General features: G+C 68.2%; 22 protein-coding genes and 1 tRNA gene. 11 read left to right on the top strand and 12 right to left on the bottom strand.

All coding sequences use genetic code 11. The features are described 5' to 3' along the window. Positions 1 to 568: 568 nt before the first annotated feature. From AC0IZJ_RS15925 to AC0IZJ_RS15900, 6 genes are all read right to left on the bottom strand, one after another. Positions 569 to 943 (bottom strand): tryptophan 7-halogenase, encoded by a 375-nt coding sequence (locus AC0IZJ_RS15925; RefSeq protein WP_471851583.1) that lies wholly within the window; start codon positions 941 to 943, stop codon positions 569 to 571. Continuing rightward, positions 943 to 4,002, bottom strand: coding sequence for a glycosyl hydrolase family 28-related protein (locus AC0IZJ_RS15920; RefSeq protein WP_471851581.1), 3,060 nt, complete (start codon positions 4,000 to 4,002; stop codon positions 943 to 945). The genes AC0IZJ_RS15925 and AC0IZJ_RS15920 overlap by 1 nt, the downstream gene beginning before the upstream one ends. 942 nt (positions 4,003 to 4,944) lie before the next feature. Further along, positions 4,945 to 5,020: transfer RNA gene (locus tag AC0IZJ_RS15915), tRNA-Ala, on the bottom strand. Positions 5,021 to 5,097: 77 nt separating this feature from the next. Then, positions 5,098 to 7,686: a [protein-PII] uridylyltransferase gene (locus AC0IZJ_RS15910; protein WP_471851579.1), complete on the bottom strand. Its 2,589-nt coding sequence runs from the start codon at positions 7,684 to 7,686 to the stop codon at positions 5,098 to 5,100. Position 7,687: 1 nt separating this feature from the next. Beyond that, positions 7,688 to 8,509, bottom strand: coding sequence for a type I methionyl aminopeptidase (gene map / locus AC0IZJ_RS15905; RefSeq protein WP_471851576.1), 822 nt, complete (start codon positions 8,507 to 8,509; stop codon positions 7,688 to 7,690). Between the two features lie 12 nt (positions 8,510 to 8,521). Further along, entirely contained in the window at positions 8,522 to 9,379 is an 858-nt protein-coding gene (locus AC0IZJ_RS15900) for an undecaprenyl-diphosphate phosphatase (RefSeq protein ID WP_471851574.1), read from the bottom strand. A gap of 148 nt (positions 9,380 to 9,527) precedes the next feature. Here AC0IZJ_RS15900 and AC0IZJ_RS15895 point away from each other — a divergent pair, with 148 nt between their 5' ends. From AC0IZJ_RS15895 to AC0IZJ_RS15885, 3 genes are all read left to right on the top strand, one after another. Then, entirely contained in the window at positions 9,528 to 10,163 is a 636-nt protein-coding gene (locus tag AC0IZJ_RS15895) for a TetR/AcrR family transcriptional regulator (RefSeq protein WP_471851571.1), read from the top strand. 44 nt (positions 10,164 to 10,207) lie between these two features. Beyond that, positions 10,208 to 10,861 (top strand): protein-L-isoaspartate O-methyltransferase family protein, encoded by a 654-nt coding sequence (locus AC0IZJ_RS15890; protein WP_471851569.1) that lies wholly within the window; start codon positions 10,208 to 10,210, stop codon positions 10,859 to 10,861. A gap of 141 nt (positions 10,862 to 11,002) precedes the next feature. Then, the gene (locus AC0IZJ_RS15885; RefSeq protein ID WP_471851566.1) at positions 11,003 to 12,349 is read left to right on the top strand and encodes a TolC family outer membrane protein; all 1,347 of its coding nucleotides are present in this window, start codon (positions 11,003 to 11,005) and stop codon (positions 12,347 to 12,349) included. A gap of 38 nt (positions 12,350 to 12,387) precedes the next feature. Here AC0IZJ_RS15885 and AC0IZJ_RS15880 read toward each other — a convergent pair whose 3' ends face one another. Further along, positions 12,388 to 12,885 carry an Lrp/AsnC family transcriptional regulator gene (locus AC0IZJ_RS15880; protein WP_471851563.1) on the bottom strand — a complete coding sequence of 166 codons (498 nt, stop codon included), beginning with the start codon at positions 12,883 to 12,885 and terminating at the stop codon, positions 12,388 to 12,390. A 108-nt stretch (positions 12,886 to 12,993) separates the two neighbouring features. Here AC0IZJ_RS15880 and yedA point away from each other — a divergent pair, with 108 nt between their 5' ends. After that, positions 12,994 to 13,893, top strand: coding sequence for a drug/metabolite exporter YedA (yedA, locus tag AC0IZJ_RS15875; protein WP_471851561.1), 900 nt, complete (start codon positions 12,994 to 12,996; stop codon positions 13,891 to 13,893). Here yedA and AC0IZJ_RS15870 read toward each other — a convergent pair. Then, positions 13,871 to 14,725 carry an MBL fold metallo-hydrolase gene (locus tag AC0IZJ_RS15870; RefSeq protein WP_471851558.1) on the bottom strand — a complete coding sequence of 285 codons (855 nt, stop codon included), beginning with the start codon at positions 14,723 to 14,725 and terminating at the stop codon, positions 13,871 to 13,873. The two genes, yedA and AC0IZJ_RS15870, sit on opposite strands and share 23 nt — an antisense overlap. Before the next feature lie 33 nt (positions 14,726 to 14,758). On the opposite strand from AC0IZJ_RS15870, the gene yaaA reads away from it, so the two are divergent. Further along, a complete protein-coding gene (yaaA, locus tag AC0IZJ_RS15865; RefSeq protein ID WP_471851555.1) occupies positions 14,759 to 15,538 on the top strand; it encodes a peroxide stress protein YaaA in 780 nt (259 codons plus the stop codon). After that, positions 15,535 to 16,377: a 2OG-Fe(II) oxygenase gene (locus AC0IZJ_RS15860; RefSeq protein ID WP_471851552.1), complete on the top strand. Its 843-nt coding sequence runs from the start codon at positions 15,535 to 15,537 to the stop codon at positions 16,375 to 16,377. The genes yaaA and AC0IZJ_RS15860 overlap by 4 nt, the downstream gene beginning before the upstream one ends. Positions 16,378 to 16,383: 6 nt before the next feature. Here AC0IZJ_RS15860 and AC0IZJ_RS15855 read toward each other — a convergent pair whose 3' ends face one another. From AC0IZJ_RS15855 to AC0IZJ_RS15840, 4 genes are read right to left on the bottom strand one after another with little or no spacing between them, the layout of a single operon-like run. Further along, positions 16,384 to 17,331 carry a DUF3667 domain-containing protein gene (locus tag AC0IZJ_RS15855; RefSeq protein ID WP_471851549.1) on the bottom strand — a complete coding sequence of 316 codons (948 nt, stop codon included), beginning with the start codon at positions 17,329 to 17,331 and terminating at the stop codon, positions 16,384 to 16,386. Continuing rightward, complete coding sequence (locus tag AC0IZJ_RS15850; RefSeq protein ID WP_471851546.1) at positions 17,328 to 17,876, bottom strand: LuxR C-terminal-related transcriptional regulator; 549 nt, start codon at positions 17,874 to 17,876, stop codon at positions 17,328 to 17,330. The genes AC0IZJ_RS15855 and AC0IZJ_RS15850 overlap by 4 nt, the downstream gene beginning before the upstream one ends. Then, entirely contained in the window at positions 17,873 to 18,952 is a 1,080-nt protein-coding gene (locus AC0IZJ_RS15845; RefSeq protein WP_471851543.1) for a substrate-binding periplasmic protein, read from the bottom strand. The genes AC0IZJ_RS15850 and AC0IZJ_RS15845 overlap by 4 nt, the downstream gene beginning before the upstream one ends. Before the next feature lie 5 nt (positions 18,953 to 18,957). Then, entirely contained in the window at positions 18,958 to 20,148 is a 1,191-nt protein-coding gene (locus AC0IZJ_RS15840) for a hypothetical protein (RefSeq protein WP_471851541.1), read from the bottom strand. Positions 20,149 to 20,298: 150 nt separating this feature from the next. Between AC0IZJ_RS15840 and AC0IZJ_RS15835 the strand changes: the two genes are divergently transcribed. The 5 genes from AC0IZJ_RS15835 to AC0IZJ_RS15815 all read left to right on the top strand — a co-directional run bounded on the left by AC0IZJ_RS15835 (position 20,299) and on the right by AC0IZJ_RS15815 (position 26,757). Next, the gene (locus AC0IZJ_RS15835; protein ID WP_471851538.1) at positions 20,299 to 21,006 is read left to right on the top strand and encodes a CoA transferase subunit A; all 708 of its coding nucleotides are present in this window, start codon (positions 20,299 to 20,301) and stop codon (positions 21,004 to 21,006) included. A 3-nt stretch (positions 21,007 to 21,009) separates the two neighbouring features. Continuing rightward, entirely contained in the window at positions 21,010 to 21,648 is a 639-nt protein-coding gene (locus tag AC0IZJ_RS15830; protein WP_471851535.1) for a 3-oxoacid CoA-transferase subunit B, read from the top strand. 266 nt (positions 21,649 to 21,914) lie between these two features. Beyond that, positions 21,915 to 23,615: a DUF1800 domain-containing protein gene (locus AC0IZJ_RS15825; protein WP_471851532.1), complete on the top strand. Its 1,701-nt coding sequence runs from the start codon at positions 21,915 to 21,917 to the stop codon at positions 23,613 to 23,615. Between the two features lie 8 nt (positions 23,616 to 23,623). After that, positions 23,624 to 25,000, top strand: a complete 1,377-nt coding sequence (locus AC0IZJ_RS15820) for a DUF1501 domain-containing protein (protein WP_471851529.1) — start codon at positions 23,624 to 23,626, stop codon at positions 24,998 to 25,000. Next, a complete protein-coding gene (locus tag AC0IZJ_RS15815) occupies positions 24,997 to 26,757 on the top strand; it encodes a gamma-glutamyltransferase family protein (protein WP_471851526.1) in 1,761 nt (586 codons plus the stop codon). Before AC0IZJ_RS15820 ends, AC0IZJ_RS15815 begins: the two co-directional genes overlap by 4 nt. Positions 26,758 to 26,807 lie beyond the last annotated feature (50 nt).

The following is a 26,807-nucleotide window of genomic DNA, read 5'->3' as shown; positions in this document are numbered from 1 at the left end:
TCGAGGCTGCGGCGGATATAGCGCGGCGCGCTCCGCGTTCAACGCTAGAGGAAGTCCGAGCGGAGCTGTTCTTTAAGGCTCGTGCCGCGCGGCACTCGGGTGCCGACTTGCATGTGCAGATTTATTCGGATCTGTTGCCGCTCCTTGAGAAATTTTCGGAATCCACTGGAGGCCACGGCAGTGCGGCTTAACCTTTCATTGCATCTGACCTGCGCCAGCTACGGTGGCTGGTCCGCTGAATTCGCACGTTGAGCCGTCGATGCAACTATGAGCGCAGGATTCATCGTGGCTGTCTTGGTAGCAGCGCTCGTTGTCGTAGCGCCATCGGTCGTGCTACTGCGGCCCGCGTCGCGAACCGGTACGGTTGGCCGGATGCTTGCAGTTTTGGCGCTTGCACTCCTGATCGCGCTGGCCATGATGTTCTCGTCGTCGGGCTCCAAGTTAGACGAAGAATCTGCGCTAACCTGCCTCGCGATGTGGGGCTTGCTGCTGATGGTCGTCGGTTCCGTCGGCGCATTCGTTTGTGCGGTCCACCGCCTGATGCGGGCGGCGGTGCGGCGTAGCAGTTCTATCCAGCCGACGCCTGGCGGCCCGGCTCATATCGACCGTTGACCGGCAGCTTTCTGGAGGCCTGGCAGGCCTTGTGCCGACGTCCGCTTCGGGCACTTCCCGGACACCCGTGGTGGTGCGGCAATAGCACCTGGCCCACCATCACCTGCAGCCAGCTCGGGTCGGCGAAGAGGTCGCGGTGCGCCTGGTGCAGGCGGCCGGCGCGGCCGAACGCGTCGAGCTTGCGGCGCAGCAGTTCGGGCACGTCCATCGTGCGCACGTGGCGCCCGAAGGGGCTGTCGTCGCGGCGGGTGAGGTGGTAGTGCAGGACGATGAAGTCGCTATGCCGTGGGGCTGAAAGCGGTGACAGCGTGGCAGTCGGCCGACCGCGCATCAAATCCGAGTCGAATACAGCGCGTGGTGCGTCAAGATGAACAGCGTCCGCTTGTCCGCCCCGCCGAAGATCAGCTGCAGTGGCCGCGCCGGCACATCGATTCGCCCGATCTCCTCGCCATCCGGTCCGTAGATGAAGATCTGCCCATTGGCCACATACACGTTGCCATCCGGCCCGACCGCCGCGCTTTCGCCGCCGCGGTCGGCCACCTTCTTCAGGTCGGTGATCGCGCCGCCGGCGCCCACGAGCCCGCTGTAGGTGATGTTTTCCGAGCTGTTGGTGAACACGGCCCGTTGGCCGACCGCGGCGTAGACGAAGCCGTGCGTATCCAGCGTGTGGGACCAGCGGTAGCCCAGGTGGTCGGGCGAACCGTGGCGCGTCACGCGGAAGGCCGGCAGCACCAGCGAGCCGTCCGGCGAGACGTATTCGCGCGCCTTCGGTGTGGCCGCGTCGCGCACGAACAGCTCATTGAGCGTCGTGAACTCCATCGTGTCGTAGTTCAGCTGGTCCCAGAACTCGCCGTTCCTCCAGAAGTTGGCCGGAATGGCGACGTGCGCGTTAGGGCGCGCGGCGTTTGCGGTCGGAGAAATCACGGAGATCGTCGCGCCCGGCACGTTGGGCTTGAGCGAGTACACGGTCGCTTCCTTGCCGGCGGACGACAGCACCATCAGGTTGTCGCTGCCGTCCACGGCCAGGTTGACCGGGTCGGGCGGGTAGTCGCTGACCATCTTCAGGCCTTCGCCCTGAGCGTAGCTGTAGATGTTCTTGAACCAGCGGTCGATGAAGTACAGGCGGCCTTTGGAGTCGACGGCGGCGCCGGCGATCGAGTGGAAGCCGTCTTCGAGCTTGTCCACCTTGGCGCGGGTCGGCGTGGCCGGGGCGCTTGTCTGCTTGCCGGTGTAGTCGAGCACGGCGAACATGCGCTCACGCACTTGCAGATGGTGCGTCACGTCCGTGATCGCGTTCTCGTAGGGGTACTTGGAGGCGCGCAGGTAGGCGGTGCAGCCGTTTTCGTCGCAGGTCGGGAAGCCCGATTCGGCGTTGACCGCCACGTTCCGGAAACGGATGTCGCTCGAGTTGCTGATCTTGATGGCGGTCGGGGCCGGCTTGATGGAGCGCGTCACGCGGTAGCCGTGGTAGTTCGCAAACAGCAGGTGCTTCGAGTTGCAGATGTCGAGCGAGACTGCATCCATGCCGTCGCGGACTTCTTCTTCCGTCTGCGGCGCGTAGAACGACCAGTTCTCTACGCCGTCCAGCACGATTTCGTTGCGGATGTGGTGCTCGGCCGAGAGTTGGTAGACGCGCCCCGGCGTCTTCGTGTTCGTCACGTAAAAGCCCGCCTGCGCGTAGCCACTCGGCGACCAGATGCCGGTGAAGGTGCCGCCGCCGCCGTCGGTCACCCAGATGCTCGGGTACTGGCGGTCCCACCAGGCGGTGGTGTCGAAGTTGCCGGTCTTCTTGTACGGGTCGGCGCGCGAGCCGTCGTACAGGCGTGTGCCGTGGCCGCCCTGGATGCGGATGTCGTCCACGATGGAGCGCTCGCCGGCGCGCCACAGCAAGGCCACAGCGCGGTTGTTGACTTCGCCGGTGGCCAGGCCAATGCCGGTGATGAAGGCATCGCCGCCCTGGGCCGACTCGAGCAGCGCCTTTGGCGTGTCAGCGCCCTGGTACAGCGGGGAGCCGTTCCGCAGCATCAGCTGGGTCAGGCCCGGGTGCAGGCCGATGAGGACCGTGTCGGCCTTCAGGCGGATCGTGTCGTTGACGGCGTAGAAGCCCAGCGGCAGGTAGACGACGCGTTTCGTGTTGATGGCCTTTTGGATGGCGGCCGTGTCGTCGGTAGTGCCGTCGCCCTTGGCGCCGAAGCCGTGCACGCTGGCCCATTCGCTCACCGGCGGCAGGTGGCGCCGCACGCGCTCTTCCGTCGCCTTAGCCGCAACCGCCGCGCCGGCCGTCATGTGGACGAGGGTGTCGAAGCGCCCGGGGGCGCCCAGCGTGTCGATCTTCAAACCGTGGGTGAACTCGCTGACCTGGTAGCTCTCGCCCTTGCCGGCGACATCCCTGCTGCTGTCGCGGAAGTGCGCGAACACGGGCGTGTTCTTCGCGCTGATCTTCTCGAAGCCGATCTGGGTGTAGACGCTGTTCTCGTTGCTTATCACGACGCCCGCTTTCGACACGTTCTCGAAACGCACGTCGGAGCCCCACAGCCAGTCGCCGTAGCCGCGGTCGATCTCGATACCGATCGGCGTGTTGCGGATGTCCGAATTGATGAGGGTGAGGTTGGCTTCGTGTTCGCGCACGGCGGCGTCTCGCTGACCGTCGAAGGTGGAGTCGAGCAGCGTGAACTGCCAGGCGGGCGAGGTCTTCTCGGCCAGGATGCCGTAGCGGCCGCCGTGGAAGTGCAGGTCGTAAGCGTAGTTGCCGACCTGGTAGACGCCGGCCAGACCTGAGCCCATGCGGAAATCGATGTGGGACAGGTTCGAGTGCTGCGCGGTGTGCATGCGCACGCCGGCGGCGGCCGGGTTGCCGTCAGCCACTTCGAAGTCGACGTTCGACAGCACCGAATAGAACGTACCCGAGTTCGCGTCTTGCACAGGCTTGGCTCCCGGGGTGCCGGGGGCCGGCACGGCACTTGGCACAGGTTGGGCGACGCCGCCGATGTTGTAGGCGTCGGTGCCCGTGAAGATCACCATGTTGGCCACGCCCTTCTGGAAGCCGGGCGTGTCAGCCGCCAGCACCAGCACCGGACGGGTCTTGCCGATGCCGTACACGCGCACGGCGATCGGAATGAGGATCGTGCGCGTGATGCGGTAGCGGCCCGACGGCAGGAACACGACGCCGCCGTTGCCGCCATTGGCGGCGCTGTCGATGGCCTGCTGGAGCGCGTCGCTGTCATCGGCAACCCCATCGCCCTTCGCCTTCACGACGACCGCGCGCGGATCGTCCGGCAGCGTTTGGTAGGCAGACACGGATGCGGCAGGCGTGGCGGCAAAAGCGCCACCAGAGGCGACGAGCACGGCGGCAAGCGCGAGGGTATGCGGGCCGGTGGGATGGAAGGTCATGGGGAAGTCTCCAGTTCTTTTGCCACGCAGCCCCGGTGCGCTCGGTGCGCGGCGCGGTGAGCTTCATGCGTGCCCGTTGCTGGGCATTGGTTTTGCGCTGCTTGCCCACGTTCCCGCAGTTCGGCCGAGCCAGGATCGCAGCGATGGGATAGCGCTATCCTAATAAGCTGGTGAAGGGGCCGTCAGAGGGTTTTCCTGGTGCCAGCGAGGACCGGGCAGCGGAGCGAAACCCCATCGGAGGCACAGTGCAAATCGTTGGCTGCACTGCCACCAGCACGATGAACTGGGCACTTCCACGTTGCTGACGCCCGCGACGCTTGGCCTGCGGCTGCAAGGGGGCGAGAGGGCCGTTCCATCGCTTCGAGCAGCAGACATTCCGGCGCGAGTTGATGGCCACGGCCGGCGCCAGCCAAGCTGAACGACCGCATCACCCTCGACACCGGTCGCCCTTGCAGCGTTGCACGCACGCGCTGAACCGCCGCCTCGGCCTTTCGGATCGTCGTCGACGCAGACCAGCAGCCGCTTCTCTGTCGGGCAGCGTCGGCGGCTTCTGAACGGGTTCGTAGCTGATCCTGCGTCCCGGCCCAAGGCATCGCGAGGTTCACCCCTCCTTGCGCCCCATCTAAGTCTTCTTGCGCTTGACGGCCATGATCCGAAGAGTGTCCGGTAGAGACCTGCGCCGTCGCCAAGCCGGGACCTGCGATCGCCCAGCTTGATGGCCTTGATGGTGGCGTTTGAGGGGATGAGGTGCTACGGCATGCAGTAACTTTTCAGCGGGAACGTCGAAATTTTTGAGTTACTGCGCCAGTTACTGCAATGTGATCTCGGATCGCGTGGGATCGCTTGGCACACTGTTAGGAAAAGAAAAAAGCCCCAGAGCGTTGATTCTCAAGGGCTTTTCGGAATTTCCGGGATGGTGCGGGACGGCCTGGAATGATCGGTTGGTGGAGAGGAGGAGGATCGAACTCCCGACCTCCGCATTGCGAACGCGGCGCTCTCCCAGCTGAGCTACCCCCCCACGCGCCGCGGCAGTATAGCCACGGGGGCTGCCAACGATTGTGCAAGGGCACGCGCGTCAGCCGACGTGTCGGCCCCTCAGGCCGGCAGCGACACGGCGTCCAGCAGTTCGCTTTCAATCTGCAGTTGCGCCTTGTTGTGCTGGAGGGCCGGGCCGTCGAGCAGGAAGGTGTCTTCGACACGCTCGCCCAGCGTCGAAATCTTGGCGAGCTGCAGATTGATGCCGTGCCGTGCCAGCACGCGGGCGATGGCGTAGAGCAGGCCGGCGCGGTCGCTGGTGGAGATGGTCAGCAGCCAGGCGGTGGCTCGCTCGTCCGGGCGCAAGGAGATGCGCGGCGTGTAAGGGAAGCTCTTGACGCGGCGGGAGAGTCGCCCGCGGCGTGGCTCGGGCAGCGGGCCGCCCGCCAGCAGGACGGCAGCGAGCTTCTGCTCCACCATGGGCACGAGGTCGCGGTGATGCACGTCGGCCTCGGGGCGGATGGCCTGGAAGGTGTCCAGCGCGTAGCCCTTGCGCGTAGTGTGCACCTTGGCATCCAGGATGCTGAAGCCGGCGGTGTCAAAGTAGCCGCAGATGCGGGCGAAAAGGTCGGGCTGGTCGGGCGCGTAGACCAGCACCTGCAGGCCTTCGCCGATGGGTGAGGGGCGGGCGCGGACGACGGGCACGGTGGTCTCGACATGGCGCCACAGCGAGCGCGCATGCCAGGCCAGTTCGGCGCCCTCGTGGCGGGCGAAGTAGCTGACGGCCAGCGTCTTCCACAGCGGCTCTTCGGTACCGGGCAGCTGGGAGTGCAGGGCCAGGCCTTGCCTCGCCTCCTGCTTGCGAGCCTCGATCTCGGCGTCGACGTTGATCTTGGCGCCGCCCAGGGCGCGCAGCGTGATGCGGAAGAGGTCCTCCAGCAGCTTGCCCTTCCAGGCGTTCCAGACCTTGGGGCTGGTGCCGCGGATGTCGGCCACCGTGAGCAGGTAGAGAGCCGTCAGGTGGCGCACATCACCCACCTTGGCGGCAAAGGCGGCGATGACGTCGGGGTCGGAGAGGTCTTCCTTCTGCGCCACGCGCGACATCGTCAGGTGATGCTCGACGAGGAAGACGCACAGCGCCGTGTCGTCGGCGCTCACGCCGTGCTGGCGGCAGAAGCGCTTGACCTCCACGGCGCCCAGCTCGGAGTGGTCGCCGCCGCGGCCCTTGGCGACGTCGTGGAAGAGGGCGGCGATGTAGAGCAACTCGGGCGTGTCGAACTGCACGGCGAGCTGCGAGCAGAAGGGGTACTCATGGGCGTGCTCGGGCACGAAGAAGCGCCGCACATTGCGCAGCACCATCAGGATGTGCTGGTCCACGGTGTAGACGTGGAAGAGGTCGTGCTGCATCTGCCCGACGATGGCGCGGAACACCCACAGGTAGCGCCCCATGACCGACGTCTCGTTCATGAGCCGGAAGGCATGCGTCTGGCCTTCGGGCGCCCTCAGCATGGCCATGAAGGTGGCGCGGTTGACCGGGTCGCGCCGCCAGGCGGCATCCATCAGGCCGCGGGCGTTGTACAGCGCCCGCAGCGTGCGCGCCGACAGGCCCTTGATGCCCGGCGTCTGCTGGTAGACAAGGAAGGTGCGCAGGATGGCGTGCGGGTCGCGCTGGTAGAGGTCGTCGCTGGCCACCTCCAGCATGCGGCCGCGGTCACGGTAATCCGGCTGGCCTTCGATGGGATGCAGCAAGCCCTGCTGCGACTCGTTGATCTGCTCCTCCAGGTTGAGCAGCAGGATCTGGTGCAACTGGGTGACGGCCTTGGCCGCCCAGTAGTAGCGCCGCATCAGCACCTCGGAGGCGCGCTGCGAGGCCGTGCCCTCGAAGCCGAAGCTCTGGGCCACCGCGGTCTGCTGGTCGAAGACGAGGCGGTCCTCGCGCCGGCCGGCCACCGCGTGCAGGCGGGCGCGGATGAGCGTGAGCTGACCCTCGTTGCGCTGCAGCTGGCGGCTCTCGAACGGCGTGATGAGGCCGCGCTGCGCCAGCGCCTTCCAGGTGTCGCCGAGGCCTGCCGCGCGGGCGATCCAGATCAGCATCTGCAGGTCGCGCAGGCCGCCGGGGCTTTCCTTGCAGTTGGGCTCCAGCGCGTAGGGTGTGTCGTCGAACTTGGTGTGGCGCTGCAGGCTCTCCAGCGTCTTGGCGCGGAAGAAGGCCTTCGGGTCCATGGCCAGCAAGAAGCGCTTGGCCATCTGCTTGAAGAGCTTGGTGTCGCCGGCCAGCGGGCGGGCTTCGAGCAGGGCCGTCTGCACGGTCACGTCGCCTTCGGACTCGCTCAGGCATTCGCCCAGCGTGCGCACCGACGAGCCGATCTCCAGGCCGACATCCCAGCAGGCCGTGATGAAGCCCTCGATGGCCGTCTTGATGGCGCCGGGCACATGGGCCTCGACGCCATCCGGCAGCAGCACGAGCACGTCAACATCGGAATGCGGGAACAGCTCGCCGCGGCCGTAGCCACCCACGGCGGCGAGGCAGGAGCCATCCGGCATGCCGGCCTGTGCCCACAGGCCGCGCAGCGTGTCGTCGACGTGGCGGGCCAGGCGGCGCAGCAGGCGATGGGCGTCGGCCTGGGTCGGGCGCTCGGCCAGGAAGCCGTCGATCAGCGCCTGCTTGCCGGCCTTGAACTGCTGGCGGAGATCGGCGAGCGTCGCCACGTCAGGCGGTGGCAGCCGCAGCCTGCGTGATGAAGGCGGGCGGCGGCGGGCTGCCGGCGGACACGGTCATGACCTCGTATCCGGTGTCGGTGACGAGGATGGTGTGCTCCCACTGCGCCGAGAGGGACCGGTCCTTGGTGGCGATGGTCCAGCCGTCGCCCATCTCGCGGATCTCCCGGCGGCCGGCGTTGATCATCGGCTCGATGGTGAACATCATGCCAGGCACCAGTTCGTCCAGCGTGCCCGGGCGGCCGTAGTGCAGCACCTGCGGTTCCTCGTGGAAGACCTGGCCGATGCCGTGGCCGCAGAACTCACGCACGATGGAGAAGCCGGCGTTCTCGGCAAAGGTCTGGATGGCGTGACCGATGTCGCCCAGGCGCGCGCCCGGCTTGACCTTGGCAATGCCCTTCCACATGGCTTCATAGGTGAAGGCGCACAGGCGCTTGGCGGCGATGGAGCCCTCGCCGACGAGGAACATGCGGCTGGTGTCGCCGTGCCAGCCGTCCTTGATGACGGTGACGTCGATGTTGACGATGTCGCCGTTCTTCAGCGCCTTCTCGTTCGGGATGCCGTGGCAGACCACCTGGTTCACCGACGTGCAGATCGACTTGGGATAGGGGATGTAGCCGGGCGGGCAGTAGTTCAGCGGCGCCGGGATGCCCTGCTGCACGTTGACGATGTAGTCATGCGCGAGCTTGTCCAGCTCGTTGGTCGTGATGCCCGGCTGGACGTGCGGCGTGAGCATGTCCAGGACTTCGGACGCCAGGCGCCCGGCGATGCGCATGCCTTCGACGTCGGCTGCGGTCTTGATCGTGATGGCCATTGCGGAATTATCTCAGTCCGCCCAGACGACGGTGCCCGTCAACCATGTGGCCAGCACGACGAGCCCGAAGGCGATGCGGTACCAGGCAAACACGGCGAAGCTGTGGCTGGACACGTAGCGGATCAGCCATCGGATGCACAGCAGCGCGCTGAAGAACGCGAACACCAGGCCGACGGCGAACATCGGCAGGTCGGCCCAGGCGAGCGCATCGCGCTGCTTCAGCACCGAGTAGGCGCCGGCGCCCATCAGCGTCGGGATGCCGAGATAGAAGCTGAACTCGGCCGCCGCCTTGCGCGACATGCCGAGCACGACGCCGCCGATGATGGTGGCGCCGGAGCGGCTCGTGCCGGGGATCATGGCCAGGCATTGCAGCAGGCCGACCTTGAGCGCGTCCGTCGGGCCCATGTCGTCGACGGTCTCGATGCGCGCCTTGCGGCCGCCCTGCATGTCCATCGCGCCGTACAGGCGCTTATGGCGCGCCTCCACCCACAGGATGATCAGCCCGCCGACGATGAAGGCCAGCGCCACCGGCACCGGATGGAAGAGGTGGGCCTTGATGTACTTGCCGAAGGCCAGGCCCAGCACGACGGCGGGCAGGAAGGCGATCAGCACATTCAGCGCGAAACGCCGCGCCTGGGGTTCGTGGGTAATGCCCTTGACCGTGTTGGCCAGGCGCTCGCGGTACTCCCAGACGACGGCGAACATCGCGCCCGTCTGCACGGCGATCTCGAACACCTTGGCCTTCTCGCCGACGAAGTTCAGCAGAGAGCCGGCCAGGATCAGGTGCCCGGTGGAGGAGATCGGCAGGAATTCGGTCAGCCCTTCGACGATGCCCATGATGGCGGCTTTGATCAGCAGGATGACGTCCACGTACAGCTCCGGGAATGCAACGATTGAAAAAGGGCGGCGCAGTGTAGCCAGCCCCTGTTGGCGCCTTGTTGCACGACTCGTGCCGGAGCTTGCCGCGCGCTGACCCCAGGGCTACATTACTGACCCTTCGGTCATTAACTCCGCCGTCTTGGCCACTGCCGCCCCCCGTCAACGCCGCAAGGACGCGCGCCCGCAGGAGCTGCTGGACGCGGCGCTGGCGCTGTTCGTCGAGAAGGGCTTTGCCGCCACGCGCAGCGAGGAGGTGGCCGCGCGCGCCGGTGTGGCCAAGGGCACGCTCTACCGCTACTACCCGAGCAAGGACGAGCTGTTCAAGGCGATGGTGCGCGAGAACCTGTCCGTGCACATCGCCGAGTCGGCGGCCCAGGCGGCGCAGTACGAAGGCCCCATCGCCGAGCTGCTGCACCAGATGATGCAGGCCTGGTGGGCCAAGGTGGGCCATGGCAATGCGGGCGGCGTCTGCAAGATCATGATGGTCGAGGCGCGCAACTTTCCGGAACTGGCGCAGTTCTATGTCGACGAAGTCATCAACCCGTCCAAGCAGCTCATCGGCGGCCTGATCGAGCGCGGCATCCGCAGCGGCGAGTTCCGCGCCGTGCCGGTGGAGGCGACGGTGCACCTGCTGATCGCGCCCATGCTGCACATGCTGCTGCACGACCACTCCTTCGGCAGCCATGACATCTGCCACAAGACCATGAGCGCCGAGGCCCTGTTGGAGGCCCAGATGTCGCTGCTGCTGCATGGTCTGTTGGCCCAGCCGGCCTGACCTCTAGAATTTTGCTTTTTGCCGTACCGCGCCCGGAGAACAAGATGAACCTCGAACAAGCCCGCTTCAACATGATCGAGCAGCAGATTCGCCCCTGGGACGTGCTCGACCCCAGCGTGCTGGAGCTGCTTCATGTCGTTCGCCGCGAGGACTTCGTGCCGGAGGCTCATCGGCATCAGGCCTTCGTCGACGTCGAGCTGCCGCTGACCGCCACACGCCGCATGCTGGCGCCCAAGGTCGAGGCGCGCCTGTTCCAGGAACTCAAGGTGCAGCGCCACGAGAAGGTGCTGGAGATCGGCGCCGCCACCGGCCACGTGGCCGCGCTGCTGGGCCACAAGGCGCAGCGTGTCATTGCGCTGGAGGCCGATGCCAGCCTGGCTGCCGTGGCCGCCGCCAACCTCAAGCGTGCCGGCGTGCTCAACGTCAGCGTGCTGAACCAGGACGGCGCCAGCGGCCTGCCGACCGAAGAGCCCTTCGACGCCATCCTGCTGTCCGGCTCCGTCGCCACCGTGCCGCAGGCGCTGCTGAACCAGCTCAAGGTGGGCGGCCGCCTGGTGGCCATCGTCGGCGAGGAGCCGGTGATGCGGGCCGTCATCGTCACGCGAACCGGTGCGAGCGACTTCCGCCGTGTCGAGCTGTTCGACACTGTGGCCGGCCGCCTGCCCGGCTTCGCCGAAGCGCCCGCCTTCAGCCTCTGAGCTGGATGGACACCGCCCGTCGCCGCCAAACGCCGCCTGCCGCCTTCGGGGGGCAACTCGTCACATGGCTTCAGTCACCGTCGGGCTTTGCGTCTATAACCCCGGCCGCTGCTTAAAACATTGCTCCAGCCAAGGAATCCCATGCCTCTCGTCACAGCCCAACGCCTGATCCTGCAACCGCTGGCCATCGCAGCCAGCCTTTTGCTCGCAGGTGCGGCCCACGCCCAGAGCCTGCAGGAGCTCTACGACGCCGCACGGAGCTACGACGCGACCTTCATGTCCACCCGCGCCAGCGCCGAAGCGGCAGCCGCCCGCGCGGCCCAGGCCGAGGCGCTGACCCGCCCGTCGCTGGGCCTGTCGGCGTCCGGCACCCAGTCGCGCTCCGATCCGCCCGCCGGCGCTGCGGTCAACAACCGCACGCTGACGGCCGGCCTGCAGGGCCGCTACTCGGTCTACAACGCGGCCAACCTGCCCACCATCGACAAGGCCCGTCGCGGCTTCGAGGTCGCCCAGGCAGACCTGGAGTCGGCCGAGCAGGACCTCATCGTGCGCCTGGCCACGGCCTATTTCGATGTGCTGGCCGCCAAGGATGCACTTACCACCTCGCAGGCCAACAAGGCCGGCATCGCCGAGCAACTGGCCTCGGCCAAGCGCAACTTCGAGGTCGGCACCGCCACTATCACCGACACGCGGGAAGCCCAGGCCCGGTACGACCTGGCCGTGGCGCAGGAACTGGCCGCCGACAACGACCTGCGCGTCAAGCGCGTGACGCTGGACCAGTTCGTCGGCCGCGTCGGCGTCGAGCCCAAGGGCCTGGCCGTGCCGGTGGCCCTGCCGGCCCTGCCGAGCACCAACGTCGACACCTGGGTGGCCACCGCCGACGAGCAGCACCCGGTCGTGCGCAAGGCCCGGCTGGGCCTGGAAGTGGCCCAGCTCGACACGCAGATCGCCCGCGCCGGCGAGCGGCCGACGCTGGACGCCAGCGCCACGCTGGGTGGCCAGAACCTGCACAACAACCTGAACGGCATTGCCGCGCAGTCGTCGGGCGTGGGCACCAGCAAGACGGCCAGCATCGGCCTGACGCTGACCTACCCGCTCTACACCGGCGGCCTGACGCAGAACCGCATCAAGGAAACCCTGGTGCTGGAGGACAAGGCCCGCAACGACCTCGACTTCGCGCGCCGCGCCGTTGCCGAGGCCACGCGCCGCGCCTTCTTCGGCGTGCAGTCGCTCAAGGCCCAGGTTGCCGCCTATGAGGCCGCCGAGTCGTCCACCAAGCTGGCACTGGAAGCCACCCAGCTCGGCTACAAGGTCGGCGTGCGTGTGAACCTGGACGTGCTGAACGCGCAGACCCAGCTCTACTCGACCCAGCGCGACCTGGCCAAGGCGCGCTACGACGTCGTCGTCAACAGCCTCAAGCTGCGCCAGGCATCCGGCCAGCTGCGCGCCGAGGACGTGAACGGCGTCAACACGCTGCTGGTCAAGTAAGCCGCTGCGCGTCACTTCGCCCAGCCCCGCAGGTCACGTCACTTGCGGGGTTTTTTCTTGGCCGGCGCGGCGGCGACTGGCGTCGGTTCGGCCGTGGGCAGGGGCCTGATCGGCGCGTGCTCGCGCAGCGCGTGCAGGATGATGGCCGTGGAGGTGGGCGCCTGCTGGCAGAAGCGCGACAGCGCCGCGCGCAGATGGGCCACATCGCGCACCGCCAGTTCGAGGATCCAGCTGTCTTCGCCCGTCACGCCGTAGGCGGTCAGCACCTCCGGGCTGGATTCAAGCGCTCTGGCCATCGAGGCGTCGTCCAGGCTGGCGATGCGGATGATGGCGCGGATGCCGTAGCCCAGCTTGCTGGCGTCGACGACGGCGCGGTAGCCGCAGATCACGCCACCTTCTTCCAGCTTGCGCACGCGCTCGGTCACGGCCGGCTGGCTCAGGTGCACGCGCCGTCCCAACTCGGCCATCGTCAGGCGGGCGTCGGCCTGCAATTCAGCCAGGATGCGGTGGTCATGGGGATCAAGCTCGACGGCCATCAAAGTCTCTGCAAAGCGGCGGAATGTTCTTGAATATTAAGGCGACGCGCTGAATCAACCTTCAAAGCGCCCTGTTGCCGCAAGGCTGGAATTTCTACGATGCCCGCCATGAACACAACGACGCTGCCGCTCAAGACCGCCACCAGCCTGGGCCCGAAGCTGATGCTCTGCCTGGCCGCTACCTGGCTGGTCTGGGGCTCGACCTATCTGGCCATCAAGGTGGCGCTGGTCAGCCTGCCGCCCTTCCTTCAGATGGGCAGTCGCTTCCTCGTCGCCGGCGTGCTGCTGGCCGCATGGATGCGCTGGCGTGGCGCGGCGTGGCCCAGCCGCAGGCAGTGGCTGCATGCCCTCGCTATCGGTGGATTGATGCTGGGCGGCGGCATGGGTGGCACGGCGGTGGCCGAGCAGACCGTGGGTTCGGGCCTGGTCGTCGCCTTCATCGCCGTCATGCCGCTGATGATTGCCGCCCTCAACCTGCTGTGGGGCGAGAAGCCGGGCTGGGTCGAGAGCCTGGGCATCGCCTGCGGCCTGGTGGGCGTGCTGCTGCTGACGCAGGGCCAGGGTTTCGGTGCGTCGCCCGGCGGGCTGCTGGCCATCGTCGTGGCCTGCGCGAGCTGGGCGGTGGGCAGCGTGCTGTCGCAGCGCCTGTGGCCACTGGCGCCCGGCGCAATGGGCTTTGCGAGCGAGATGCTGGCCGGTGGCGCTGTGTTGATGGCCTTGAGCTGGTTCAACGGTGAGGCGCTGCCCGCGCACATCGAGCCCAGCGCGCTCTGGGCCTGGGCCTATCTGGTCGTCTTCGGCTCGCTCATCGCCTTCAACGCCTACATGGTGCTGCTGGCGGAGGCGTCGGCGGGGCTGGCGTCCAGCTATTCCTTCGTCAACCCGGTCATCGCCATGCTGCTGGGCGTGACGCTGGCCGGCGAGCACATCAGCGGCCACGAATGGCTGGCGGCGGGCATCGTGCTGATCGGAGTGGTGCTCTTGCTCATGGGCCGGGCAAGGCGTTGACGGGGATGCGCAGATAGGCCACGCCGTTGTCTTCGGCGGGTGGCAACTGGCCGGCGCGGATGTTGACCTGCAGGGCCGCCAGCATCAGCGCCGGCACGCCCAGCGTGGCATCTCGGGCCTGGCGCATTGCCACGAACTGCGCCTCCGTCGTGCCGTCGCGCACATGGATGTTGGCGGCGCGCTGCTCGGCCACCGTCGTCTGCCAATGCGCAGCGCGCCCTTGCGGGTAGTCGTGGCAGACGAAGAGGCGTGTCTCGTCAGGCATGGCCAGCAGCTGGTGCATGGAGCGGTAGAGCTGGGCCGCGTCGCCGCCGGGGAAGTCGGCGCGGGCGCTGCCGAGGTCGGGCATGAAGAGGGTGTCGCCCACGAACACGGCGTCCTCGATGGCGTAGGCCAGGTCGGCCGGCGTATGGCCGGGCACGAGAAGCGCGGTGGCTGTCACGCCGCCGATCCGGAAGGATTCGCCGTCGCGCAGCAGCCGGTCGAAGCCGTCGTTGACCACCGCCTGGTTGTAGAGCCGCCCGAACGTCGCCTGCACCTTGCGGATGTGCTCGCCGATGGCGATGAGGCCGCCGGCCTGCATCTTCACGTAGGGCGCGGCGGAGAGATGGTCGGCATGCGCATGCGTCTCCAGGATCCATTGCAGGCTCAGGCCCTGTTCACGCAGGTGGGCCAGCAGCAGATCGGCCGAACGCGTGGCCGTGCGGCCGGCTGCGGCGTCGTAGTCCAGCACCGGGTCGATGACGGCGGCCTGGCGCGTGGCCGGGTCGTGCACGACATAGCTGACCGTGCCGGTGGCCGGGTCGTGGAAGCCTTGGATGGCGATGGGCATGGCGGCCATTCTCCTAGGACAAAATCCGCGCCCATGCTGTTCCTGCTCTCGCCCGCCAAGTCGCTTGACTACGACACCCCCACGCCGCCCGAACTGGCGCCGGCGCTGACCCGTCCGCAGTTTCTCGACGACACCGCCGCGCTGATCGACGTGCTGCGCGGCAAGACCGTGGCCGACGTGCGGGCGTTGATGGACCTGTCCGAGCCGCTGGCCCAGCTCAATGTCGACCGCTACAAAGCCTGGCGCCCGCGCTTCACCGAGCACAACAGCAAACCGGCCGTGCTGGCCTTCAACGGCGATGTCTACGACGGCCTGGACGCGAAGACGCTGAGCACCGACGACATCGCCTGGGCGCAGGCGCATGTGCGCATGCTGTCGGGCCTGTACGGCATCCTTCGCCCGCTGGACCGCATGCAGCCCTATCGCCTGGAGATGGGCACGCGGCTCGCCACGCCGGCCGGCGCCAGCCTCTACGACTGGTGGGGCGACCGCCTGGCCCTGCACCTGAACAAGCTGGCCAAAGCCGAGAAGGCGCCGGTCATCGTCAACCTGGCCTCGCAGGAATACTTCCGCGCCGCCGACCGCAAGGCCTTGAAGCCGCGCGTCATCGACTGCCAGTTCGAGGACTTGAAGAACGGCGAGTACAAGATCATCAGCTTCTTCGCCAAGCGCGCCCGCGGGCTGATGGCGCGCTTCGCCATCCAGCGGCGCCTGGAAACGCCGGACGGTCTCAAAGCCTTCAATCTGGACGGCTATCGTTGGGCCCCCGAGGTGTCATCGTCAGAACGTCTGGTTTTTCGCCGCAAGTCATGAGCCAACAAGTCATTACCCCCGAGCTCTGCGAATGGATCGCCGAGCAGACCCGCGCCGGTCACGCATCCGAGAGCGTGCTGGCGGCCATGCTGGGCAGCGGCTGGGACGAGCAGGTCGCCCGCCAGGCACTGGCGCGCACGCTGGGCCAGTCCGCCACGCTGACGGCGCCGCCCGGCGCGACAGTCGGCCTGCCCGAGCCCGACCTGGCCCGCTTCACGCCGGTCGTCAACGGCGGGGACCGCCCGGTCAAGATCCTCATGGCGCTGCGCCAGCCGCGCGTCGTCGTCTTCGGCGATCTGCTGTCCGAGGAGGAGTGCGACGGCATCATCGACCTGGCCAAAAAGCGCCTGGCGCGCTCCGAGACGGTGGCCACCGCCGCCGACGGCAGCGAGGTGAACGCCGCGCGCACCAGCGACGGCATGTTCTTCGAGCGCTGTGAGACGGACCTGATCCGCAAGGTCGAGTCGCGCATCGCCACGCTGCTGCGCTGGCCGCTGGACCACGGCGAGGGGCTGCAGGTGCTGCGCTATCGCCCCGGCGCCGAGTACCAGCCGCACTACGACTACTTCGACCCCGGCCACGTCAGCACGCCCAACATCCTCACGCGCGGCGGCCAACGCGTCGGCACGCTGGTCATCTACCTGAACACGCCCGTGGCTGGCGGTGCCACCATCTTTCCGGACATCGGCCTGGACGTCGCACCCGTCAAGGGCAACGCCGTCTTCTTCAGCTACGACCGCCCGCACCCGGCCACGCAGACCCTGCATGGCGGCGCGCCCGTCATCGAGGGCGAGAAATGGGTGGCGACCAAGTGGCTGCGCCAGGGCGTGTTCACCTGACCCTGATCAGGCGGTGAGGGCGATCAACGCCACCAGGCTCATGGCCACGAGCCCCAGCAGCAGGAAATACGAGCCACTGAGCAGCAGGCCACGCCACAGGGCGCTGAACCAGCCCAGCCCGTAGACGCGTCGCATCGCCACCAGGCCGTGGCCGAAGACGGCGAACATCATCAGGCCCTCCAGGCCGGTCACCGCCGCAAGCAGCAGCGCCAGGAACCACAGGCTGTGGCTGTGCAGCGAGAACACGAAGTGCTCGGCATAGCGCCGGCCGCTGCCGGCAAACATCAGCAGCAAAAGCGCCGCGAAGATGGGCTGCATGGCCAGCATGGCGTAGGGCGCCAGCGCCCGTGATCGCGACTTCCATTGATCGAGGGTCATGGCCTCGGCCTTGTTGGCCACCTGCGTTACCCAACGCGTGAAGGTGGTGCAGGTCTCCGGGCGGTCCAGGTCGCAGTCAGCGATCTTGGTGCTGACCTTCACGCTGGTGGCGGCGCTTGCCCCTTTGGAGATCGCCTCAGCCGCAGCAGCGGCTTCCGCCGGTGTCTCGCCCGGTTTGACCCGCCGTTGCACCGGCCTGCCGGGCTCCACGACGGCAGGCTCGGCGTCGACCGTCTGCGTCGGCCCTTGCGGCAGCAGCGCCCAGCCGACGAAGAAGATGAAGCTCGCGCTCAGGTAGACCCGCAGCGGCAGCACATAGCGCCGCCGCCGGCCGTGGAAATAGGCGTTGGTCAGGTGGCCCGGCAAGGCGATCAGCGCCCAGAGCGTGCGCCACAGCGGGCCGTCGAAGGCGACGTAATGCCCCAGGTACTCGGTGAACATCTCGCGCACCGACGGCGGATGCAGGTCGGTCTCCTGCCCGCAGTTGCCGCAGTAGACAGGGCGCGGCGCGGCCAGCGTGAAGTGGCAGTTGCGGCAGTAGGGCAGGGCGGGCGCGTGGTGGCTGGTGAGGCTCATGCAGACAACAATTTGTGGATCAGGTCGGGCGTGCTGGCTGCGGCGTATTTCTTCATCAGCCGCGCGCGATACACGTCCACCGTGCGGTGGCTGATGCCCAGGCGGCGGCCGATGAGTTTGCTGGTCAGGCCGTCGATCAGCAGTGCGGCGATCTCGCGCTCGCGCGGTGTCAGCTCGGCCGTCAGGCCGCGACGGGCGGACAGGTCCTCGAAGCTCCAGATGCCGCGTGCATGCGGGTCCTTCGGGTCCAGCGCACGGCCCATGACGTGGCACCAGAACAGGCTGCCGTCGCAGCGCTTCATGACGCGGTCGTCGCCGTAGCAACCGCGCGCGTCCAGGCTGGCGACGATGCGGTCGCCAGTGCGCTGGAACTCGTCGTGCGAGGGGTAGAGCTGCTCGAAGCTGCGGCCGACGAGCTGCTCGCGCCGCGCACCGAAGATGGCCAGCACCTGCTGGTTGCAGTCGCGCACGATGCGCTGCTCGGACAGGATCAGGCCGATGGGGGCCAGGTCGAAGGCCAGGCGGTAATCCGGCAAAACCGTCATGGCATGAAGACGATGCGCAGCGACGCATCGACGAGTGCCAGCGGCAGGTAGCCGATGGCGCCGGCATGGCGTTGCAGATGCGCCTTGATGGCCTCGGCCCCGGCCAGTTCGGGCGGCGCGCGGCGGCGCCCGCCGAACTGCTGGGCCGCCCAGGCGCTGCGGTATTCGGCGGCGGGGCGGTGCAGCACGGTGCTGAAGAACTGCTCGCGCTCGGCCGCTGCGTTGGTCATGACCGGCTCGGGCGCGCTGCCGTCGCGCAGGCGCAGGCGCTGCCCGAGGAAGAGCTCGGCCAGTGTCTGCCGCGTGATGCCGCGCAGGGGGCTGTTCACCGACACGACCACCGCCAGCGGCGTGCCGACGTGGGCGGCCAGCAACTGCTGCACGCGGCCATTGGCCTGCAGCTGCTCGATGGCGGCGATGAGCTGGCGCGCCTCCAAGCGGCCACGTGCCGAGACCATGCAGCGATAGGGCCGGCTGCCCAGGTGCAGCCGCCACGGCGCCAGGCCGTCGATGGGCTCCTGGCTGGTGTACCAGCTCAGCACCGGTTGGCTGCTGGCGCCATAGGGGTGGCGGTTGAGCACCAGCTTGCGCAGCAGCTTCTCGTCGCTGGGTGCCTCGTCGCGTTTGAGTCGGCCGTCAGTGAACAGTGGCTCCAGGGGCGCGTGGAGCTGGCCTTGCACGCTGCCTACCGTGGTGCCGGCCGGCAACTGCTCGACGCTGTCTGGCGCGGACGTGGCCTCCTGGCCCAGCAGCAGGTCCTGGGTCTCGAACAGCACCGGGCCGGGCAGGGCGGCGTCGCGGCGGGTCGGCGTGATGTTGCAGGCCAGGTCCGCGTCACCCGCCGCCAGCGCCACTTCCACACGTTGGCGGGGCAGCGGCAGCAGGTCCACGCCCAGGCGCAACTGCTCGGCGATGGCCTTGGCCAGATCCACATCCAGGCCGCCCACCGGTTGCGTGTCGCGCCAGACGACGAAGGGCGGGCTCAGCGACTGCGAGATGGCCACACGCAGCTTCTCCTGGGCCTGCGCCGGCCCGGCAAGCAGCAGTGCGGTGAGGAGGAGGGTGCGACGCGCCATGACCGTCAAAACACGAAGTCCAGGCTCGCGCTCAGCAGGTTGACCCGACCGTCCCAGCCCGTCGCGGCGCCGCCGAAAACGATCTCGTCGTTGCGCGGTGTCAGCGTGTCGCGCGTGGAACGCCAGTGCTCGAACTGCAGCTTCAGCGCCGCGCGTTCGTGCAGGTCCCAGCGCAGGCCGAGCAGGGCGATCTGCCGGTCCTGGCGGGACTGGAAACGGCTGTCCAGCGCGGTGATGCTGGCCGCCACGTCGGGTGGCGCGCCAGCGGCCACCTGCAGGCCCAGCGGTGCTTCGCGAAAGCGCGTCTTGCCGTAGGCAGCAAAGGGCGTCAGCACGCCCGTGCGATGCGACAGCAACGCATACCAGCCGTCCGCCGACGCGGTGACGGCGGAGTTGCTGTTGCGGCGCAGGTATTCCATGTCCAGCGTCCACGGGCCCCAGGCCCAGCTGTTGCCGATGGTGATGCGATCCACACTGATGCCCCGGGTCCTGAGCCGGTCGTTGAAGACAGCAGCGCAGTTGGGGCAAGGCCCACCGGGCGGGCGCAGCGAGCCGCCCAGGGCTTCCAGCGACGAGTTCAGCAGATCCAGCCCGCCGCGCGAGTAGCCGGCGCGCAGCGTGACGGGCCCGTGCTGCCAGCGCGCAGCCAGGCTGGCCAGGCTGCGGCCCACGGCCCGCCCTGAGTTGCTGCGGATATCGAAGCGGCCCCAGGCCAGGTCCACGAGCAGGCTGCCGCCGGCGACGTCGGCGTTCCAGCTCAGCGTGGCGCCATCGACAGGCGTGTTGGAAATCAGCTCATAGACCGTGGCCACGGGCCGCACGGTGACACGTGCGAGCCCGACGCCGCGCGTCTCGGAATGCTGCTGCAGCGGCTGCGGCTGGCGGCCGACGCGCAGGCTCCAGGCTGGCGACAGCGTCCAGCCCAGGTACAGCCATTCCGTGCGCGGCAGCCAGCGGCGGTCCACTTCGTCGGCGGCCTGCAGCTGCCAGACGGCCTGGACGGAATCGCTGATCAGCCAGCGCGCCTGCGCGCCCAGCACCGAGTCGCCATCCCAGCGCCACTGGCCGTCCTTGGACGACTCGACGACAAAGCGGCGAGGCCGCACGGCCACGGTGTCGTCGTCACCGCGATAGGCAGACAGCGTGCCGAAGCCGCTGAACTCGACGTCGCCCGCCGTGGCGAACGTGCTTGCCACCAGCAGGCAACTCGTCGCGATCCGTCGCCACCAAGCTGACATGCAGCGCTTTCCTTGCTCCGAGTGGATTAGGCGATTCTACGTAACGCCATACGTAGGCCGGCGCGGATACGCTGTGCGCCTTCTCGAAGAGTTGATGGAGACAACGGCATGAACAAGGTGTACCCGAGCGCCGAAGAAGCGCTGCGCGGCGTGGTGGAGAACGGGCAGTTGCTGGCCGTCGGCGGCTTCGGCCTGTGCGGCATTCCGGAGGCGCTGATCGCGGCGCTGCGCGACAGCGGCAAGAAGGACCTGACGGTCATCTCCAACAACGCCGGTGTCGACGGCTTCGGCCTCGGCCAGCTGCTGGAGACACGCCAGATCCGGAAGATGATTTCCAGCTACGTCGGTGAGAACAAGGAGTTCGAGCGCCAGTTCCTGGCCAAGGAGCTGGAGCTGGAATTCACGCCCCAGGGCACGCTGGCCGAGAAGCTGCGCGCCGGTGGCGCCGGCATCCCGGCCTTCTTCGTGCGCACCGGCGTCGGCACACTGATCGCCGAGGGCAAGGAGACGCGCGAGTTCGACGGCGAGACCTACATCATGGAGAGGGCACTGACGCCCGACGTGTCGCTGGTCAAGGCCTACAAGGCTGACAGGAGCGGCAATCTGGTCTTCCGCCGCACCGCACGCAACTTCAATCCGGCGGTGGCGATGGCCGGCAAGCTGACCATTGTGGAAGTCGAGCAGATCGTCGAGACCGGCGAGATCGATCCGGACAGCGTGCACCTGCCGGGCATCTATGTGCACCGCATCGTGCTCAATGCGAACCCGGAAAAGCGCATCGAGAAGAAAACCCTAACGCCCAAGACGGAGGCCTGAGCCATGCCCTGGACCCAAGACCAGATGGCCGCACGCGCGGCCCAGGAGCTGGAAGACGGCTTCTACGTGAACCTCGGCATCGGCATCCCGACGCTGGTGGCCAACCATGTGCCGGCGAATAAGGAAGTCTGGCTGCAAAGCGAGAACGGCATGCTCGGCATCGGCCCCTTCCCGACCGAGGACGAGGTCGACGCCGACCTCATCAACGCCGGCAAGCAGACGGTCACCACCATTGCCGGCTCCAGCATCTTTGGCAGCCACGACAGCTTCGCGATGATCCGCGGCGGCAAGATCAACCTGAGCATCCTGGGCGCCATGCAGGTCAGCGGCCAGGGCGACCTGGCTAACTGGATGATCCCCGGCAAGATGGTCAAGGGCATGGGCGGGGCGATGGACCTGGTGGCCGGCGTCAAGCGCGTCATCGTGCTGATGGAGCACGTCGCGAAGAAGAAGGACGGCACGGAGGACCTCAAGATCATCCCGAACTGCACGCTGCCGCTGACGGGCGTGGGGGTGGTGGACCGCGTCATCACCGACCTCGGCGTCTTCGACGTGGTGCCCGAGGGCCTCAAGCTCGTCGAGCTGGCCGAGGGCGTGACACGCGAGTTCGCGCAAAGCAAGACAGGGGTTCCCCTCCTGTAGCCCCAGAAGCGGCGGCTGGCCACGCCCGCTGGTCTGTCGCTGCTGGCCGCTGGCGGCGTTGCTCCTCCTCGCGGGCGCGAGCCCGCAGCGTCGTCGCGCCTTGCCAGCGACCCGCCTCGCCAGCCCCTCGAGCGCGCCCAACCGCCGCTTCTGGGGCGAGTTGTTTCTCTCGGTAAGCCCAAGGACCTTTATCACGTCCTTGCGGTGAGGGGCGCGCCGGAGCGCGCGCGGTTGGTCATCATCCGCCCCGCAACTCCGGACGTCCCATGCCTGACCTGCTCGCCGCTCCGCCGGCTCCGACCGATGACGACAACCTCTCGCCGCTGACCCCGGCCGCCGCTGCGCTGGCCGCCGCCACGTTGCTGAGCGCCTGCGGCGGTGGCGGTGGAGGCGGTGGCAGCGGTTCATCGCCCGCCGCCAACGCGACCGCCGCACCACCACCGCCACCGCCGCCCACCGACGGCGAGGCGTCCCGCTTCCTCGCGCAGGCCGGCTTTGCCGCACCCACAGCCGACATCGCCACCGTCAAGGCCGGCGGATATGCCGCCTGGCTGGACGCGCAGTTCGCGCTGCCGGTGAGCGCGGGTCATTTCGACTGGATGCTGGAGCGCGGCTACGCGGTGGAGGCCAACCGCAACAGCTTCGCGGGCCTGGACAACTCGATCTGGCGCAAGCTCATGTCGGCCCCCGACACGCTGCGGCAACGCGTCGTGCTGGCGCTGTCGGAGATCTTCGTCGTCTCCATGAACGGCCTGCCGGTGCAGTGGCGCGGCTTCATGGGCGCCGCCTATCTGGACCTGCTGGAGCAGCACGCTTTCGGCAACTACCGCGACCTGCTGCAGGCGGTGACGCTGTCGCCGGCCATGGGCGTCTACCTCAACATGCGCGGCAACCAGAAGGAGGACACCCGCACCGGCCGCGTGCCCGACGAGAACTACGCCCGCGAGGTGATGCAGCTCTTCACGATCGGCCTGGTGCAGCTCAATGCCGACGGCAGTGCCAAGCCGGGCAGCGACGGCAAGCCGCAGGACAGTTACTCGCTGACCGACATCACCGACCTGGCCCGCGTTTTCACCGGCTGGGACTACGACGGCGCCAGCGCCACCGACCCGGCCTATGTGAAGAAGCCGATGGTGAACACGGCCTCTCGCTTTGCTAGCGGCGCCAAGAAGGTGCTGGGCGTGGATATCCCCGCCACCGCCAACGGCGCCGCGGCCATGAAGACGGCGCTGGACACCTTGGCCGACCATGCCAACGTCGGCCCCTTCCTCGGCCGGCAGCTCATCCAGCGGCTGGTGGCCTCGCATCCCAGCCCGGCCTATGTGGCGCGCGTCGCGGCCGTGTGGGCCAACAACGGCGCCGGTGTGCGTGGCGACCTGAAGGCCGTCATCCGCGCCGTGCTGTTGGACGCCGAGGCGCGCAGCGTGCCCACCGGCAACTCCGGCGGCAAGCTGCGCGAACCGGTGCTGCGGCTGGTGCAATGGGCGCGCAGCTTCAACGCGGCGTCGCCCACGGGCGTGTGGAACATCGGCGATACGACCAACCCCGCCACGCGCCTGGGCCAGAGCCCGCTGCGCAGCGGCTCGGTGTTCAACTTCTTCCGCCCCGGTTATGTGCCGCCGGGCTCCACGCTCGGCACCAACGCCGTCACGGCGCCCGAGTTCCAGCTTTGCAACGAGAGCACGGCCGCGGGTTATCTCAATTTCCTGCAGACGGTCATCGCCAACGGCGTGGGTGAGGTCAAGGCCAGCTACACGGCCGAGCTGGCACTCGTGGCCGACCCGCCCGCGCTGGTGGCCAACCTGGCGCTGCGCCTGGGCGGCGGCGGCATCTCGGCCGCGACCGAGTCGGCCATCGCCACAGCCATTGCCACCATCACCGTCACCAGCGATGCCGGCAAGCTCAACCGGGTTTACGCCGCCATCCTGATGCTGATGGCCTGTCCCGAATACCTGATCCAGAAATAGAGGCCGGCATGAAGCTCAACCACCTCCCCGAGCTGCAGCGCCGCGAGTTCCTGCGTCGCGCTTCCGCCGTCGGCATTGCCGGCACCGCGGCGCCCTGGGCGCTGTCCCTGGCCGGCATCGGCGAAGCTGCAGCCGCGACGACGCCAGGCGACTACAAGGCCCTGGTCTGCCTCTTCATGTACGGCGGCAACGACTACGGCAACACGCTCGTTCCCTATGACGCCGCCAGCCACGCCGCCTACGCCGGCATCCGCCAGGCGCTGACCATCCCGCGCGACACGCTGGCCGCCACGGCACTCTCCGAGATCGTCGGTGGCCGCCAGATGGCGCTGGCGCCCCAGCTTGGCAAACTCAAGGGCCTGTGGGATGCCGGCAAGCTGGCCGTGCAGCTGAACGTGGGCACGCTGGTGCAGCCCACCACGCTGGCCCAGTACAAGGCCAAAAGCGTGCCGCTGCCGCCCAAGCTGTTCTCGCACAACGACCAGCAATCCGTCTGGCAGGCCAGCTCGCCCGAGGGCGCCACCTCGGGCTGGGGCGGGCGCCTGGGCGACCTCTTCATGGGTGGCAACGGCACGTCCACCTTCACCTGCATCAACGTGTCGGGCAACGCCGTCTACATGGCCGGCAAGCAGGCCGTTCAGTACCAGGTGTCCACGTCCGGCGCGGTGCCCATCAACGGCATCACCAAGTCGCTGTACGGCTCGGCGGCCTGCTCCACGGCGCTGCGCTCGCTGATCACGGCCGACCGCACGCACTGGATGGAGGCCGAGCTGAACCGCGTCGTCAAGCGCTCGGCGGACGCGCAGACCACGCTCGGCGCCGCCCTGGCCGCCGTGCCCGCCTTCGGCACGGCGTTCGACACGACCAGCCTCTCCACTCAGCTGCAGATGGTGGCCAAGCTCATCGCTGCGCGCCAGGCGCTGGGCGCCGCGCGCCAGGTCTACTTCGTCTCCATCGGCGGTTTTGACCTGCACGACCTGCTCGCCACCCAGCACCCGCTGCTGATGGCGCAGGTCAACGATGCCATGGCCAGCTTCTACGCCGCCACCGTGGAGCTGGGCGTGGCCGACAAGGTGACGACCTTCACCGCCAGCGACTTCGGCCGCACGCTGACCAGCAATGGCGACGGCAGCGACCACGGCTGGGGCAGCCACCACTTCGTCATGGGCGGCGCGGTCAAGGGCGGGCGCTACTACGGCGCGCTGCCGTCGGTCAGCGTCAACGGGCCGGACGACGTCGGCCAGGGCCGGCTGCTGCCCACCACGTCCGTGGACCAGCTCGCGGCGACACTCGCCACCTGGATGGGCGTGTCGGCGACAGATCTGCCGATGGTGCTGCCCCAGATCGGCAACTACTCGACCCGAGACCTCGGCTACTTCACATGAGCTTGCGCTGGCTTCCCGTTGTTCTGGCCTTTTCGCTTCAGCATGCGGGAGCGGTCGAACAACCCGAAGCCGCGACGACACGCACCGCGAAGGAGACGAGTCTCAAGGCGCCGGCCAAGCGTTTTGCCGTCACAGCCGCCAACCCGCTGGCTGCGCGGGCGGGCCTGGACATCCTGCGTGCCGGCGGCTCCGCCGTCGACGCCACCATCGCCGTGCAGGCCGTGCTGGGCCTTGTCGAGCCGCAGTCCAGCGGCATTGCCGGCGGCGCCTTCCTGTTGCATTGGGACGGGCGCCAGGTGCAGACCTATGACGGCCGCGAGACGGCGCCCGCTGCGGCCACGCCCGAGTTGTTCCTCAAGCCCGACGGCAAGCCGCTGACCATGCGCGACGCCGTGCTGAGCGGCCTCGCCACCGGCACGCCCGGCGTGCTGGCCATGCTGGCCGAGGCCCATCGCCAGCACGGCCAGCTGCCCTGGGCGCGCTTGTTCGAGCCGGCCATCGCGCTGGCCGAGCAGGGCTTTGCGATCAGCCCGCGCCTGTTCGAACTGGCCTCCAGCGAACGCGCGCTGCGCAGCGATGCGCAGGCCGCGCCCTACTTCTTCGACGCTGCCGGCAACGCCAAGCCCGTGGGCACCGTGCTGAAGAACCCCGCCTATGCCGCCGTGATGCGAGGCATCGCCAGGCGGGGCCCCGCAGGCTTCTACGAGGGCGCCGTGGCCGAGGACATCGTGCGCCGTGTGAAAGGCCATGCACGCCCGGGCCTGCTGACACTGGCGGACCTGGCCGGCTACAAGGCCGTGATGCGCCCGCCGCTGTGCAATGAATGGCGCAGTTATCGCGTCTGCGGCTTCGGCCCGCCCACCTCGGGGCACCTGACGCTGACGCAGATCCTGGGCCTGCTCGACACCCAGCCCCTGGCCGTCGCGGCCAAGGGCGTCACGGCGGACTGGATGCATGCCTATGCCGAGTCTGCCAAGCTGGCCTTTGCCGACCGCGCGCAGTTCATCGCCGACCCCGGCTTCGTCAGCGCGCCGGGCGGTGACTGGCTGAACCTGCTGGCGCCGGCTTACCTCAAGGAGCGCGGCGCCTTGATCGGTGAGCGCGCCATGGCCCCCGCCACGGCGGGCGATCCGGGCGCGACCAAGCAGGCACGCTCGCCTCAGGCCGAGCAGTTGGAAGCTGGCACCAGCCAGATCAGCGTCGTCGACGCCAAGGGCCGCGCCGTGGCCATGACGACGAGCGTCGAGTCCGCCTTCGGCAACCGCGTCATGAGCGACGGCGGCACGGGGCTGGCCGGTGGCTTCATGCTGAACAACCAGCTGACGGACTTCTCGCTGAATCCGGTCGGTGCCGACGGCAAGCCGGTGGCCAACCGCGTAGAGGCCGGCAAGCGCCCGCGCTCCAGCATGGCGCCCACCCTCGTCTTTGATCGCGATGGAAAGCTCGCCCTGGTGGCAGGTTCGCCGGGCGGGCCGGTCATCATTCATTACGTCGCCAAGGTCATCACCGGCGCGCTGGCCTGGGGCCTGCCGGTGCAGCAGGCGGTGGACCTGCCCAACTTCGGCCACTTCAACAGCGGCTCGCTGATCGTCGAGCGCGGTGCGCTGACGGCCGCCCAGCTCGCCGACCTGCGCGGCCGTGGCCATGCCATCGTCGAGACCGACCTGACCAGCGGCCTGCAGGTGTTGATGCGCACCCCTACCGGCTGGGTGGGTGGCGCCGACTCACGCCGTGAAGGCGTCGTGCTAGGGGAGTAACCGCCCGTCCTGCGCCGGGACGGCGCGTTGTCCGACACGCGCGACGCCGT

This window comes from Roseateles sp. AC306, assembly GCF_979253795.1.
The sequence above is the reverse complement of the archived record's forward strand: the minus strand, read 5'-3'. Positions and strand labels throughout refer to the sequence as shown.

Excerpts from the sequence above, each read along its gene's own strand:
- AC0IZJ_RS15925 (WP_471851583.1), bottom strand. The coding sequence starts at position 943 with ATGCGCGGTCGGCCGACTGCCACGCTGTCACCGCTTTCAGCCCCACGG.
- AC0IZJ_RS15920 (WP_471851581.1), bottom strand. The coding sequence starts at position 4,002 with ATGACCTTCCATCCCACCGGCCCGCATACCCTCGCGCTTGCCGCCGTG.
- map (WP_471851576.1), bottom strand. The coding sequence starts at position 8,509 with ATGGCCATCACGATCAAGACCGCAGCCGACGTCGAAGGCATGCGCATC.
- AC0IZJ_RS15890 (WP_471851569.1), top strand. The coding sequence starts at position 10,208 with ATGAACCTCGAACAAGCCCGCTTCAACATGATCGAGCAGCAGATTCGC.
- AC0IZJ_RS15885 (WP_471851566.1), top strand. The coding sequence starts at position 11,003 with ATGCCTCTCGTCACAGCCCAACGCCTGATCCTGCAACCGCTGGCCATC.
- AC0IZJ_RS15880 (WP_471851563.1), bottom strand. The coding sequence starts at position 12,885 with ATGGCCGTCGAGCTTGATCCCCATGACCACCGCATCCTGGCTGAATTG.
- yedA (WP_471851561.1), top strand. The coding sequence starts at position 12,994 with ATGAACACAACGACGCTGCCGCTCAAGACCGCCACCAGCCTGGGCCCG.
- AC0IZJ_RS15870 (WP_471851558.1), bottom strand. The coding sequence starts at position 14,725 with ATGCCCATCGCCATCCAAGGCTTCCACGACCCGGCCACCGGCACGGTC.
- yaaA (WP_471851555.1), top strand. The coding sequence starts at position 14,759 with ATGCTGTTCCTGCTCTCGCCCGCCAAGTCGCTTGACTACGACACCCCC.
- AC0IZJ_RS15860 (WP_471851552.1), top strand. The coding sequence starts at position 15,535 with ATGAGCCAACAAGTCATTACCCCCGAGCTCTGCGAATGGATCGCCGAG.
- AC0IZJ_RS15855 (WP_471851549.1), bottom strand. The coding sequence starts at position 17,331 with ATGAGCCTCACCAGCCACCACGCGCCCGCCCTGCCCTACTGCCGCAAC.
- AC0IZJ_RS15850 (WP_471851546.1), bottom strand. The coding sequence starts at position 17,876 with ATGACGGTTTTGCCGGATTACCGCCTGGCCTTCGACCTGGCCCCCATC.
- AC0IZJ_RS15845 (WP_471851543.1), bottom strand. The coding sequence starts at position 18,952 with ATGGCGCGTCGCACCCTCCTCCTCACCGCACTGCTGCTTGCCGGGCCG.
- AC0IZJ_RS15835 (WP_471851538.1), top strand. The coding sequence starts at position 20,299 with ATGAACAAGGTGTACCCGAGCGCCGAAGAAGCGCTGCGCGGCGTGGTG.
- AC0IZJ_RS15830 (WP_471851535.1), top strand. The coding sequence starts at position 21,010 with ATGCCCTGGACCCAAGACCAGATGGCCGCACGCGCGGCCCAGGAGCTG.
- AC0IZJ_RS15825 (WP_471851532.1), top strand. The coding sequence starts at position 21,915 with ATGCCTGACCTGCTCGCCGCTCCGCCGGCTCCGACCGATGACGACAAC.
- AC0IZJ_RS15820 (WP_471851529.1), top strand. The coding sequence starts at position 23,624 with ATGAAGCTCAACCACCTCCCCGAGCTGCAGCGCCGCGAGTTCCTGCGT.
- AC0IZJ_RS15815 (WP_471851526.1), top strand. The coding sequence starts at position 24,997 with ATGAGCTTGCGCTGGCTTCCCGTTGTTCTGGCCTTTTCGCTTCAGCAT.